General features: G+C 61.8%; 13 protein-coding genes and 1 pseudogene. 12 read left to right on the top strand and 2 right to left on the bottom strand.

The window, feature by feature from the left end:
- Positions 1-568: 568 nt before the first annotated feature.
- Both FJV77_RS30175 and FJV77_RS30170 read left to right on the top strand, forming a co-directional pair.
- Positions 569-2,680, top strand: coding sequence for a ParB/RepB/Spo0J family partition protein (locus FJV77_RS30175; protein WP_142870017.1), 2,112 nt, complete (start codon positions 569-571; stop codon positions 2,678-2,680).
- An 800-nt stretch (positions 2,681-3,480) separates the two neighbouring features.
- Entirely contained in the window at positions 3,481-3,792 is a 312-nt protein-coding gene (locus FJV77_RS30170; protein ID WP_140682099.1) for a DUF736 domain-containing protein, read from the top strand.
- A gap of 98 nt (positions 3,793-3,890) precedes the next feature.
- On the opposite strand, the gene FJV77_RS30165 is transcribed toward FJV77_RS30170, so the two are convergent.
- The gene (locus FJV77_RS30165) at positions 3,891-4,424 is read right to left on the bottom strand and encodes a MucR family transcriptional regulator (RefSeq protein WP_142870016.1); all 534 of its coding nucleotides are present in this window, start codon (positions 4,422-4,424) and stop codon (positions 3,891-3,893) included.
- 419 nt (positions 4,425-4,843) lie between these two features.
- Here FJV77_RS30165 and FJV77_RS32590 point away from each other — a divergent pair, with 419 nt between their 5' ends.
- Entirely contained in the window at positions 4,844-6,055 is a 1,212-nt protein-coding gene (locus tag FJV77_RS32590) for a DUF932 domain-containing protein (RefSeq protein ID WP_185970477.1), read from the top strand.
- Positions 6,056-6,280: 225 nt separating this feature from the next.
- On the opposite strand, the gene FJV77_RS30155 is transcribed toward FJV77_RS32590, so the two are convergent.
- On the bottom strand, positions 6,281-6,496 hold the full coding sequence (locus FJV77_RS30155; RefSeq protein WP_142870015.1) for a helix-turn-helix transcriptional regulator: 216 nt from the start codon (positions 6,494-6,496) through the stop codon (positions 6,281-6,283).
- A 111-nt stretch (positions 6,497-6,607) separates the two neighbouring features.
- On the opposite strand from FJV77_RS30155, the gene FJV77_RS30150 reads away from it, so the two are divergent.
- From FJV77_RS30150 to FJV77_RS30110, 9 genes and pseudogenes are all read left to right on the top strand, one after another.
- On the top strand, positions 6,608-6,886 hold the full coding sequence (locus tag FJV77_RS30150) for a DUF2285 domain-containing protein (RefSeq protein WP_142870014.1): 279 nt from the start codon (positions 6,608-6,610) through the stop codon (positions 6,884-6,886).
- Positions 6,887-7,021: 135 nt separating this feature from the next.
- Complete coding sequence (locus FJV77_RS30145; RefSeq protein WP_142870013.1) at positions 7,022-7,231, top strand: DUF6499 domain-containing protein; 210 nt, start codon at positions 7,022-7,024, stop codon at positions 7,229-7,231.
- Positions 7,232-7,394: 163 nt separating this feature from the next.
- Positions 7,395-7,820 (top strand): DUF2285 domain-containing protein, encoded by a 426-nt coding sequence (locus FJV77_RS30140; RefSeq protein WP_185970476.1) that lies wholly within the window; start codon positions 7,395-7,397, stop codon positions 7,818-7,820.
- A 132-nt stretch (positions 7,821-7,952) separates the two neighbouring features.
- Complete coding sequence (locus FJV77_RS30135; protein ID WP_142870011.1) at positions 7,953-8,234, top strand: helix-turn-helix domain-containing protein; 282 nt, start codon at positions 7,953-7,955, stop codon at positions 8,232-8,234.
- Positions 8,235-8,258: 24 nt separating this feature from the next.
- A pseudogene (locus tag FJV77_RS30130) lies at positions 8,259-9,124 on the top strand (replication initiator protein A).
- Between the two features lie 244 nt (positions 9,125-9,368).
- Positions 9,369-9,833 (top strand): DUF2840 domain-containing protein, encoded by a 465-nt coding sequence (locus tag FJV77_RS30125; protein WP_142870010.1) that lies wholly within the window; start codon positions 9,369-9,371, stop codon positions 9,831-9,833.
- Complete coding sequence (locus FJV77_RS30120) at positions 9,830-10,390, top strand: S26 family signal peptidase (RefSeq protein ID WP_142870009.1); 561 nt, start codon at positions 9,830-9,832, stop codon at positions 10,388-10,390. Before FJV77_RS30125 ends, FJV77_RS30120 begins: the two co-directional genes overlap by 4 nt.
- A gap of 34 nt (positions 10,391-10,424) precedes the next feature.
- The gene (locus tag FJV77_RS30115; protein WP_142870008.1) at positions 10,425-10,751 is read left to right on the top strand and encodes a DUF736 domain-containing protein; all 327 of its coding nucleotides are present in this window, start codon (positions 10,425-10,427) and stop codon (positions 10,749-10,751) included.
- Positions 10,752-10,799: 48 nt separating this feature from the next.
- Complete coding sequence (locus tag FJV77_RS30110) at positions 10,800-11,846, top strand: lytic transglycosylase domain-containing protein (protein ID WP_246691426.1); 1,047 nt, start codon at positions 10,800-10,802, stop codon at positions 11,844-11,846.
- Positions 11,847-11,935: the final 89 nt, after the last annotated feature.

Genomic DNA, 11,935 nt, shown 5'->3' with positions numbered 1-11,935 from the left:
TCAGGTGACGTGAACAATCACCAGCCTGCCATGACCGCCCTCTCTCAGCGAATTTGCAGAACTCTCAGTACACTACCTCCGTACGGTACTCCTCGCCGGGGGTAGTCGGCCCCGCGTCCCGCCTCTGGCGGCGCTATGCTGACGCTCCTTCGGCTACCCTCTTAACCGGTTTCGTCATTGCAGTCGGTCCCGCGTCGCGCCTGCGGCGCCGCTATGCTGACGCTCCTACGGCTGCGTTTTTCCTTAGGGGAAGCCGGGCATCCGCCTTCTCTGCACAAACGAAATCCCATACGGCAGAGACCATTGGCAACAAAGGGCGACAGCCTCACCAGGGAGAGATGGTCTTGGCCATCTCTCCCCCGCGAGTGCCGCCTGCGCAGAGCGGGGCCGCCCGCTCGCAAGGCGGCGCTGACTGATCATCCGCCGAACTGATCCGATCCGCCCCGCTCGACGCGCAGCCCAGCTCCGCTCGCCGGCATTCGCCCCCTTCTCTGCCGCGCGCTCACGCGCCCCCGGAAGGCATGCCGAGGGGCATGCCTTCGGCATGTAACGGGAAAGGACCAGAACCATGACCATCAATGCAAAGAATGCGGAAACCACGATAGCCGGCGAAAGCGGCACGGGGGTTTTCATTCCGCTGAACAAGCTGAAGAAGTCGCCTCGCAATGCGCGCAAGACGCCGCATAGCGAGGCCATCATCGAAGCCTATGCGGCAAGCATCGCCGCCAAGGGCATGCTGCAAAACCTTGTGGTCGAGCCTGAGCTTGACGGCGAGGAGGCGGAAACCGGCTTCTATCTCGTCACCATCGGTGAAGGCCGCAGGCTGGCGCAGCTTTTGCGCGTGAAGCGCAAGGAGATCAAGAAGACCGAACCGATCCGCTGCGTCATCGACATCAAGAACGATCCGCATGAGATCAGCCTGGACGAGAATGTCACGCGCGAGAACATGTCGCCTGCTGATCAGTTCGAGGCATTCCGACGTCTCAGCGAGGAACGTGGCTGGGGCGCTGAGGAAATTGCCGCCCGCTTTGGGATCACCGCTCATGTCGTGCGCCAGCGCCTGCGGCTCGGCGCTGTCAGCTCCAAGCTGATGCAGGTTTATCGCGACGGCGGTCTGACGCTCGACCAGTTGATGGCTTTTGCCATCGCTGATGATCACGCCCGGCAGGAGCAGGTTTTCGAAAACCTCAGCTACAATCGCGAGCCCTACCTCATCCGCCGCGAACTGACGCGAGCCCATGTCGCGGCTAGCGACCGACGCGCCGTCTTCATCGGTGCGGCGGATTATATCGACGCCGGCGGCATGATCATCCGCGATCTGTTCACCGATGATCGCGGCGGCTTCTATGACGATCCGGCTTTGCTCGACCGCATGGTCATCGAGAAGCTGCAAGGCATCGCCGAAACCATCAGCCAAGCCGAGGGCTGGAAATGGGCTGATGTCCATATCGACTATCCGCATGCACACGGTCTGCGTCGTCACTACCCGCAGCCCGTGGTTTTGTCGGAAGAAGATGAAGCCGCCTATCAAACGGCATTCGAGACGTTCAACCAACTGACAGAACAATGGAGGAGTGCCGAGGAATTGCCCGACGATGTCGATCAGCGTTTCGGCGAGCTTGAAGCTGAGATCGAACGCATCGATGCAATGCGTCACGCCTACGACCCGGAGGTCGTCGAGCGCGGCGGCCTGTTCGTTATGCTCTCCCATGACGGGACCGCGCGTATCGAACGCGGCTTCATTCGCGCCGACGACGAATTTCCAGTACCGGAAGGAAGCGACGAAGGCCACACCATCAATGGCGATGGCGAGATCATCGAGGCGGATGCCAGTTCGGACCCCGATCGTGGAAACGATGAAGACGCTGAGGAGGACGGCAAGCCGCTTTCCGATCTTCTCGTCCGCGACCTGACTGCCCACCGGACGCTAGGCCTTCGCCTTGCGCTCGGCGAGCAGCCGGACATTGTCCTTATCGCTGTCACGCATACACTCGCCGCGCAGGCCTTCTATCAAGGCATGGAAGCCCATTGCCTGGAAATTCGACCGACGAGCACGTATCTCGGCGGCCACGCCGATGGCATCGAAGACACGGCAGCGGCCAAGGCGCTCGCGGATCGGCATGCGGGATGGGCGGCTGACATGCCGGCTGACGTGGCGGACCTGTGGGGCTTCATCGTCGGGCTTAATCCTGCCAGCGTCATGGCGCTGTTTGCGCATTGCGCGTCACTGACGGTCAATGCGGTGAAACAGCCTTGGGAGCGCAAGCCCCGCGCCCATGAGACGGTGGACCGGCTGGCGGCAGCGCTTGGGCTCGACATGACGGCACATTGGACACCTACCGTGCGCACCTATCTCGGACGGATCACCAAGGCGAACATCCTCGCGGCAGTCAGCGAAGCCGTCAGCAGCGAAGCGGCGGAAAGGCTTGCGGCGTTGAAGAAGCAGCCGATGGCCGAAGCTGGCGAGCAATTGCTGGCCGGGACCGGCTGGCTGCCCGCGCTGCTGCGGACCGTGGAGCCCGCGACGGTTGCTGACCCGCTAGATATCGAAGCAGGGGACACCATCGCGGACGAGGCTTCCGCAGCCGACCAAGTCTCCTTGGACGATGCACATGCGGCCTGTTCCGAGGGCGACGACGCGAGCGAGGCAGGTGAGGGCTTCGACGTCGCTGCCGAATGAACGGCAGAACCCGGAGCCGTCAAGGCGGGTCCGGACACCGTTGAAATTTTCCGGCCACGCTGTCCAGCGTGGCCGGGACCTCGACCGCACGACATGGACCGGCAGACGGTGGTGGCTCCTCTCTTGGCGATGCCTCGTCCACCGCGAGCTTCTCTCAAGATCGTCGCGAATCGCACGGCAGCCCATCTGGTCAGCTTGGAACGTATGCGCCCGTTGCGGCGCTCGACTAAGGCTCGCATAGATCGGGACGGGGAAGCTCGGATCGCCGTCTTGCTGGATGTGAAGGTCTGCCCTCTTGGCTGCAGGTTCTTTCCATGGTGCGACAGGCGGGGCGCCCGGCAGTGAGCGCGGTGTGCTTGCGATTTCCATTTGTCTCAGCGGACAGCAATCACTGCCTGCCGGCAGATGTGAGTACTTTCAGACCGGCCGTGACTCTCTTGCGATCTGAGGGCGAAGCACTACCACGTAGCCACTGTGGTGGTTCCTCCTGTCTGCTAGCAGGCCACACCACTGCGTCCTCGAATGGCTTGGGTCTGACCGAAGACCGGCTTCGCCTCGATCGTCTTCCTGCAACGCCCAGCACTGACTTTTTTCCGCCGCCGGCCGAGAAGGCCGGCTTTTGCATCGCGAAACAAAAAAGCCATCGCTGGCCGCCTTCCACTTCGTTCCAGCCCGAAGGACCACCCCATTGCGCAGGCGCAACGGGGACCCCGGTGGGTGCAGACCGATCGTCTCCGGTCTCAAGACCTCCATCGAGGTCGCGATGGGCGCGGCCCGATCAAACGGAAGGAACCACCACAATGGCCACCATCGGCATGTTCACCAGCACCGCAAAGGGCTTCAAGGGCTCGGTCAAGACCCTCAACCTCAACGTCAAGGCAGTCGATTTCGTCCCGGCCGAAGGCGACAACGAAAAGGGTCCGGACTACCGCATCTTCGCCGGCGCCACCGAGTTCGGTGCGGCATGGAAGAAGACCTCGCGAGAGGGCCGCGACTACCACTCCGTCAAGCTCGACGACCCGAGCTTCCCCGCTCCGATCTACGCGAGCCTGGTCGAGACCGAAACGCAGGGCGAATTCTCCCTCATCTGGTCCCGCCGCGCCGCCGAGTGAAATCGGCACCAAGCAGAACGAAGCCCCGTCCGGCGGACGGGGCTTCGCCATGTTCAGATCCGCCACCGCCCAAAACATAGTCAGTTCGATGCGGCAGGCTAGGCCTTGGCAGCAACTTTGCGCAGTTTCTTAACCGGAGATGTCGCGACCACCGGCGCGGTCGCCGCGGCGGCCACACGAGCTGTCCGTTTCGGTTTGGGCTTCACCGCCGGTGCAGGCTCTGCAGCCTTGCGGCCAAGCCCGATCGCCTTAGCCAGCACCGAGCGAGCGGCAGCATAGTTCGGCGCCACCATCGGATAATCAGAAGGCAGGCTCCACTTCGCCCGGTATTCCTCAGGGCTGATATTGTAATGCGTGCTGAGATGTCGCTTCAGCGATTTGAATTTTTTCCCGTCTTCCAGGCAGATGATGTAGTCCGGTGTCACTGACTTCCTGATCGACACCGCTGGCTCCAGTTTCACCACAGGCTCAGCCGCAGGCGGGCTGATCCCCTGCAGCGCGGCATGAATGTCGCCGATGAGCTTGGGCAGTTCCGCGACCGGCACCGGGTTGTTCGCGACGTAAGCGGCGACGATATCAGCAGCGATGGAGACGAAATCAGCTTTGTCCTGCTGCTCGTTTGAAATGGTCATGGATCTTTTCCTCTTGGTCATCGGATAGGCAGGCGTGTTGGCGAACAGGTCTTTTTCGCCAAACAAGAAAATAATTCGTTAGTCCTCCAACACTGCTCGTCGCATTGTGAAATTTCAAGGCGGTGCGCTTCGCTGCCTTTGTTCGCAGGGGCGGCGGACGAACTTGCCCATAGCCTCCAGGGAAGCGAGGGGACTTTCCCTCGCTTCCCCGCCATTGCCGTCTGTTGCAGAGCAGGGCCGCCGGCTCGCAAAGCGGCTGACTGATCACCACAACTCTCAAAATCAAGCCCGCTTCGCTCGACCGCGCAGCCCGGCTCCGCGCGACCGCATTGGCCCCCATCACTCCCGCGCGCTCACGCGCCCCCGGAAGGCATGCCGGGGGACATGCCTTCGGCTTTGACAAAAAAGGAGTGAGCAAAATGAACATGATCACGAACACTAATGGCACCGGCAACGGCCAGCAGCAGCCTGTTTCCAGCGGCTTTCGCGTGGACATCTCGCGCGGCGAGCGTGTCGGTCGCGTGTCGTCGGAATGGTTTTCGCGCCCCGACGATGAGCGCTATCTGTCGCTTACCGAGCTCTACGCTGCCGTGCGCGCCCGCGCGGATCGCGCCACCGCCCGCACTGTGGAGAGCCGGGCAGTAAGGGTTGAGGCCAGCCGCGACAATGCGGAAAGGCTTGCGCTCATTGTGCCCGGACAGGACCAGCCGACAGCGCCCACACATTGGAGCTTCGGCCAGCTGTGCAGCCTTGTCGGTGCACCCTCCACATACATGCGCCAGCTTCCGTCGCCGCTGGCAGGCATCAACCTGCAGCACGGCCTGCTTTCCCATCGCGCCGAGCTTGTGAAAACCTTGGAAACGGAAGACGGACGCATCGAGCTTCGCGCGGTCACTGGCCCGGACTATGGCCGCATCTGGGACCATGAGCTTGTCGCGGCGGTCATGAAGATTGCGGGCAACGGCACCGGCGACACCATGTGGAAGGTGCCGGGCGTGCTGGATTGGGCGACCATGAGACACAATCCCTGCGTCGACATCACCAAGGACACCACAACGCTATACGCCAGTGACCGCGACGTATTCCTGTTTCTGGTGGACGACACCCACCCCATCGAGGCCGGACAGTTGCCGAACGGAGAGCCGGATTTGTATTTCCGGGGCTTCTATTGCTGGAATTCGGAAGTCGGCAGCAAAACCCTTGGCATCGCATCCTTCTATCTTCGCGCGGTTTGCATGAACCGCAACCTTTGGGGCGTCGAAGGTTTCGAAGAAATCAGCATCCGGCATTCGAAATTTGCTGCGCAGCGTTTTGCCCACGAGGCAGCACCCGCCTTGACGAGCTTTGCCAATTCCAGTCCGGCTCCGTTCATCGCCGGCATCAAGGCTGCCCGCGAAAAGATCGTCGCGCGCAGCGATGACGACCGCGAAACGTTTCTGCGCAAGCGCGGTTTCTCCAAGGGGGAAACCGGCAAGATCATCGAAGCAGTTTTGCAGGAGGAAGGCAGGCCACCGGAAAGCATCTTTGATTTCGTGCAAGGGATGACCGCGCACGCTCGTACCAAATCCCATCAGGACAGCCGGCTTGAGCTTGAAGGAAAAGCGAAGGCATTGCTCGAAAAAGCGACCTGACCGTCCGACACTGCGCGGCCGGACGTCCGGCCGCGCAAACACAGTTTGCCGTCGATCTGCGAGCACGGATCGACTGTCACGGCCGCGCCACGGTGCGCCGCCGCTCGCCGTGCTCCGCCCGGCTCGCGAGGCGACTGTGGCCATATTTGCTGTCGAATGCATTTTTGGACTTATCTATCGTCCCGCCAGTCCGCAACGATTCGGTCAGAGCTACCTAGCATCGACTTACCGTTTTGATGGTCTGATGAGCTCGCATGGATCCACCTTAAGCGCAGCCGCGATTCTGCCGAGAACACTGACACTCGCCGAGACTCGAGCACGCTCGATCGATCCGACGTAACGCATACTCAGCCCAGAGCGGGCTGCCAGTTCCTCCTGCGTCACATCCTGATCATGGCGCAAACGACGCAGATTGATCGCCATGATCTCCTTGAGATCCATGACGACTATGGACCAGAAGAGGAACTATCGTTCTAGGAATGATCGTTCCTATTCGCTATAGGAGGTGTCCGATCTGAAGAATGGTTCTGTTGAAGCTGGACAGTTCATACTGTGCTTAAACCTCTGCTCGATCCCGATGTCGCCGACGTAGCGCCAGACGCCTCCATCCTGACGGGCTACGACGAGGAGCGTCTCCTCACGTACATCCGCCTTCTCGATGCCGCAGCCGAGGATGCCGACTGGCGCGAAGTGGCCAAGATCGTTTTGCACATCGATCCCGCGAAAGAGCCGGAACGGGCATTCCGCGCATGGGAAACGCATCTGGCGCGAGCCCGATGGATGACCACCAGCGGCTATCGATATCTCCTGGCGGGCGGTGCGCCAAACTAAGGCCTCTCAAACTGGGAGCTGTGCTGAATCAGCAAAGCGGTTTGCCAACTCTCTGACTACCCAAACGGACCGTCGCCTCGGAAGCTGATTGCGAAGCTCGCGACCCAACGCGGGCCTCAGATGAGGACCGTTGCCATGTCGCGAAGCGATTGGACCGATCCGGCGGCATACGAGCATATGCGCGGCTATGAAGCCGACGAATTCGCCGCCGAGTATCTGATCCGGAACGATGATTTCGTTGCCGAATGCGACCGGCTGGCGTCCCGCCTAGTGACGGTAGGAGAACTCGCGGGCCCCCCCGACTTCGCCGCTCGCTGGGGCGCGCGATTTCACAATCTCTGCTAACGAGCGTCTATCACCCAAACACATCGTCTGGACAGAACAGGCCTCGCCCCGGGTTCTTCGCGCGACAAAGTTAGCGGCTTTCGCGGGCTCTTCGCGACCCGCCGTTCGACTTACTGAACTCAGCACTGCCCACACCTGGACCGAGGCGGAGCAACGTCATGTCGTGTGGCCGAGCACTTCCGAGAAGCACCACATCCTCGTCGATACGCCGGACGGCGCCCAAAGCATCGATGCCATTGTGCTACGGCTCGACGAGAACTTCGAAACCCGTCTCGACGCAGCCCGCCGGTTCTGGCGTGCGCTGAACGACCGACCGCCCGGTGTCCCCTATGGCTCCCTGCCGCAACAGACGAAGCTGAGGCACATCCTCAATCTGCGCGCCCATGATGCGAGGCGAGCGAAGGCGGCCAACCGGCGGATCGCCGAAGAGCTTCTGTCCCGCAATCCCATAGCTGCGCGCGACTGGCGCGACCATCATCTTCGCCACAAGGTGCGAGCGATCCTGCGACGCGCCGACCGCCTGGTCATGGGCGGGTATCGCGACCTTCTCCTCTATCCCCAAAGTCGCAACCGAAAATCCGACTGCTGAGATTTTCGGCAAGGGGTAGCAAAAACGCTTCCCTGATCTTTGCCCTCCCTCCCTTTTTCTCAATTCAGCCATCGTCCGTTTTGCGCGTCCCGGCAGGCCAGGACGACAGCAGAACCGAATGGAGATCGAGCGATGTCGAAGGGTCCCGCGGACGCGCCCCATAAATACCTTCGGACGAAGGAGGCCGCGCCAGTCGTCGGCCTCTGCGCCCGGACACTGGAAAAACACCGGACCTACGGCACCGGTCCCAAATATCGCAAGGTCGGTGGCCGCGTTCTCTACGACATCGATGACCTGCACGCCTGGATCGAGCTTGGCGCGCGCACATCCACCAGCGATACAAACGCCACCTATGTTCCACCCGCCAAGCCGCACGCGGCCCGCGCGCCGGCCTATGCCGGCAAGTCGCGCTGAGACATCCAGGTTCGAGGAACTGCTATGCGGCCCCCACAGTCCGACCTGGAACCGATTGCGCTGTTTCATGCGCGCCCCGGCAAGATGGCGTTGCGCGATGCGCAGGATCTGATGGCCTGGCCGTTCTTCTCGCTCGCCAAATCGCGCCGCATCACGCCGATCGATTTCCGCATGGGCCAAGTCGCCATCCGCGTCGAGGCGACTATCGAACACGGTATGGCGACGATCTGGGATGCGGACATTCTGATCTGGGCCGCCTCGCAGATTGTGGATGCCCGTGACAATGGGTTGCGAACCTCGCGCATGATGGCGGCAACGCCACATGAGATCCTGACCTTCGTCGGCCGCGGCACGTCAGCCCGGGAATATCTGCTGCTCAAGGCTGCACTCGACCGGCTTCAGTCGACCACGGTCGCCACCTCGATCCGTCAGCCGACCGAGCGGCGCATGCACCGCTTCTCATGGATAAACGAATGGAAGGAGCGGGCCGACCATCGCGGACGACCGCTCGGCATCGAACTCGTCCTACCCGATTGGTTCTACGCCGGCATCATGATCGACGCCTTCGTGCTTACCATCGACCGCGCCTATTTCGACCTGACCGGCGGCATCGAGCGTTGGCTCTATCGCCTCGTGCGAAAACATGGCGGCCGACAGGCGCACGGCTGGTCGTTTACCTCCGCCATCTCCACATCAAATCCGGCAGCCTCTCAGCCTACAAGCGCTTCGCCTTCGAAGTTCGCGGCATCGTTCGCCGGCAATCCCTCCCAGGTTATTGCCTTGCACTTGGCGCAACCCAAACCGGCGAGCCGCTGCTCACCTTCAAGGCCTGTCACCGGGATCCGTTCAACCGCTTCAGGAAGACAAGGACGTCGGAGGACAGCCTGTGAATCAACTCGTCATTTCAGGAACCCGACGGCATGGAATTTCGGGAACCCGATCCTCGTCATTTAGGGAACCCGAACGCTCCTCAACCCACGGAACCGGAAGCCGAATTCGCGCCGCTAACTTATCTAACTTAGAATCCTCCGGATTCTTTCTAACGGGACGTGCAGTTCCGAACGCCTATGAACGACCTTGGCCACGAGGCTACCGGTTCGCATCTGGCGGGATCCTCCCACAAGGGAGGACGGCATGAGCGAGCTCACCTATGTTGAACTGCTCTGGCTGAAGAAGCGGATCGAGAACTACATCCGCTTCGGCAAAACCGTCGAGAACAGGATTATCGACAGAAGCCGGCGCGTCGTCGCTTTCGCGCCTGGCAGCATCTTCGCGTTCGTCCGCTGGACGGCCAACGATTTCGGCACCATCGCCTCGCGCATCGACATTCTGCGCGCTGTCGGCGCCCGCAAGCGCTGCTCGACCGTCGCCTATGTGCGGCCCGGCGCCGACATCCTGCTGACCGCCATTGGCTGGCCGAACGTCGAGCGCGTGCTGCTGGTCATCGACGCTATCGAAGCAATCGGCATCGATGCCGTCGACGTCTCGCCGGAATATTGGCGGCACGTCCACAGCCGTCTCGCGACTCGCGAGAACCCTCGGCCGTACACACGGCAGCGGCATGAAGCGTGGCTGTTGCGCCGGCGGATCGAGCCATGAGCGCGCGCGGCAAGATCGTCGCAGCAATGCTCGCTGGTGCGGCGTTGACCGTCGGCCCGGCCTTGAGCAGACATGCTCCCTGGGTGATCTGGAACGCGTCTGCGAGCGTTCCGATCGGGCTCTATCGCGTCCAATCAGCTCACGGGATCGGTGTCGGCGATCTCGCCGTCGTCATGCCGCCCGAACCGCTGGCGAGCTTCCTCGCTGAGCGACGATATCTGCCGCACGGCGTACCGCTCTTGAAGCACGTCCTGGCGCTCGGCGGTGAAACCGTCTGCCGCCAAGGGGCGGCCATCATCGTGCACGGCAAGACCTTTGGATATGCGCACGAGCGCGACAGTCGTGGCCGACCACTGCCCGCCTGGCAAGGCTGCCGTGTGCTTGTCGACGGCGAAGTATTCCTCATGAACTGGGATGCCGCCGACAGTTTTGACAACCGCTATTTCGGCCCGCTGCCAGTCACCGCCATCGTTGGTCGGGCGGTTTCTCTCTGGACCGTCGACCGCATTCCTACGGCACCGGATGCTTCCGGCGAACCGGCTACCGGCGAGCCGTGACGGCTCGTTTCCCCCACCACGAAAGGAGATCAGCATGAGTCAGATCGGCATCTTTACACGCAACGACGACGGCTTCTTCGGCAACATCTGCACGCTGACGATCGACGCCAAGCTTTCCATCCTGCCTGTCGAGAAATCAGACGCTAAACACGCGCCCGAACACCGCATCTATTGCGACGGCGTCGAAATCGGCGCGGCATGGGACCGCACCGGTGAGAAGGCGGGCGCGTATCTCTCTGTGCTCATCGACGACCCGTCGTTCACGCAGCCGATCCGCGCGAACCTGTTCCAGGCTGCCACCGAAAAGGACGTCTGGAACCTGCACTGGAGCCGACCCTCGAAGCGCGAAGAGCGAGCCTGAAGTCCAATGCCTCGATCGCGCTACATCAGCCCTGCATGTTCAAACCCTTTGATCGATCGGGCGCTGGTCAAACCCTTCGACCCGATCGCCCGTCAGGCGGCCGGCGCGCGCAGCGAAGGTCAAGGGCGGCCGGCTGCTTCTCCATCGATTGATGTCTTGTTTGCGCTGCCACACCTGGGAAGCATGTCCGGTCGGCGAAGCCTTGCCCTTGACGGAAGCGAGCACGGCGGCAGGCTGTCGGCGTGTCGGGAAAGTGGTGCGCGCGGTACCGTTCGCCAGTGCATGGCGATGCTATCGGTATGCACGTTGCTCATGCTTGATTGTGCGGCCTACCCGGCGGAAGCACCGCCGCAATCGGCGCTAAAATCCTGCGCCGGAAGAGCGGTCGGTGCCAGCGGAGAGTGGTCCGGTTACATCTGTGAGGCCGCCAAACGTTTTGATCTTCCCGAGCGCCTGATCCGCGCCGTGATGCATGTCGAGAGCGGCGGGGATGCCCGCGCCGTCTCGTCCGAAGGCGCAATGGGCTTGATGCAGATCATGCCCACCACGTGGGAAGACCTGCGCATCAAACACAATCTCGGCAACGATCCATTCGCGCCCCGTGACAACATCCTGGCCGGAGCGGGCTATCTCCGCGAGATGCTCGACCGGTTTGGTCCGAAGGGATTTCTCGCCGCCTACAATGCCGGACCTCAACGCTATCAGGAGCATCTTTCCAACGGTCGCCGGCTGCCCCGTGAGACAATCGACTACGTTGCGAAGCTTATGCCGCTGATCAACGGAGCGGTTGAGATTCCGTCCCGCTCGCGCAGATTGGGAAGCGATTCTAGCGCAGATCGGCCGCGGCTTTTTGAGCGCGGCGCTACTGCGATAAATGACGCCGTTTCGCGCGGCAGCGGAGGCGTCGATCGCGTCGACCAGACTGTGTTCACGGAGATCCGTTCAGCCGACATGCCGTCGCGGATCGACACTGCGGTGAACGATCTGACGGCGCTTGAACCGGCGCCGTATACTGCGCCGAAAGATGCTGACTCCTCACTGAAGCCGTCTGCGAAAAACCTCTTCATCGCACGATCTCTCGGTGCATCGCGATGATCGCTGGATCTGTCGCAAATCGCACTCCGGCCTGTTCTGTCGCGCGATTAGCGGCGGGAGTGCAGTTCATCGGGGAAGTCGGGGAGGGA

It is taken from the genome of Mesorhizobium sp. WSM4306 (assembly GCF_007003975.1).
Taxonomy (GTDB): Bacteria; Pseudomonadota; Alphaproteobacteria; order Rhizobiales; family Rhizobiaceae; genus Mesorhizobium.
This window is presented reverse-complemented; position numbering and strand designations above follow the sequence as displayed.

Excerpts from the sequence above, each read along its gene's own strand:
- FJV77_RS30145 (WP_142870013.1), top strand. The coding sequence starts at position 7,022 with ATGTCGCGAAGCGATTGGACCGATCCGGCGGCATACGAGCATATGCGC.
- FJV77_RS30135 (WP_142870011.1), top strand. The coding sequence starts at position 7,953 with ATGTCGAAGGGTCCCGCGGACGCGCCCCATAAATACCTTCGGACGAAG.
- FJV77_RS30120 (WP_142870009.1), top strand. The coding sequence starts at position 9,830 with ATGAGCGCGCGCGGCAAGATCGTCGCAGCAATGCTCGCTGGTGCGGCG.
- FJV77_RS30165 (WP_142870016.1), bottom strand. The coding sequence starts at position 4,424 with ATGACCATTTCAAACGAGCAGCAGGACAAAGCTGATTTCGTCTCCATC.
- FJV77_RS30175 (WP_142870017.1), top strand. The coding sequence starts at position 569 with ATGACCATCAATGCAAAGAATGCGGAAACCACGATAGCCGGCGAAAGC.
- FJV77_RS32590 (WP_185970477.1), top strand. The coding sequence starts at position 4,844 with ATGAACATGATCACGAACACTAATGGCACCGGCAACGGCCAGCAGCAG.
- FJV77_RS30170 (WP_140682099.1), top strand. The coding sequence starts at position 3,481 with ATGGCCACCATCGGCATGTTCACCAGCACCGCAAAGGGCTTCAAGGGC.
- FJV77_RS30125 (WP_142870010.1), top strand. The coding sequence starts at position 9,369 with ATGAGCGAGCTCACCTATGTTGAACTGCTCTGGCTGAAGAAGCGGATC.
- FJV77_RS30155 (WP_142870015.1), bottom strand. The coding sequence starts at position 6,496 with ATGGATCTCAAGGAGATCATGGCGATCAATCTGCGTCGTTTGCGCCAT.
- FJV77_RS30115 (WP_142870008.1), top strand. The coding sequence starts at position 10,425 with ATGAGTCAGATCGGCATCTTTACACGCAACGACGACGGCTTCTTCGGC.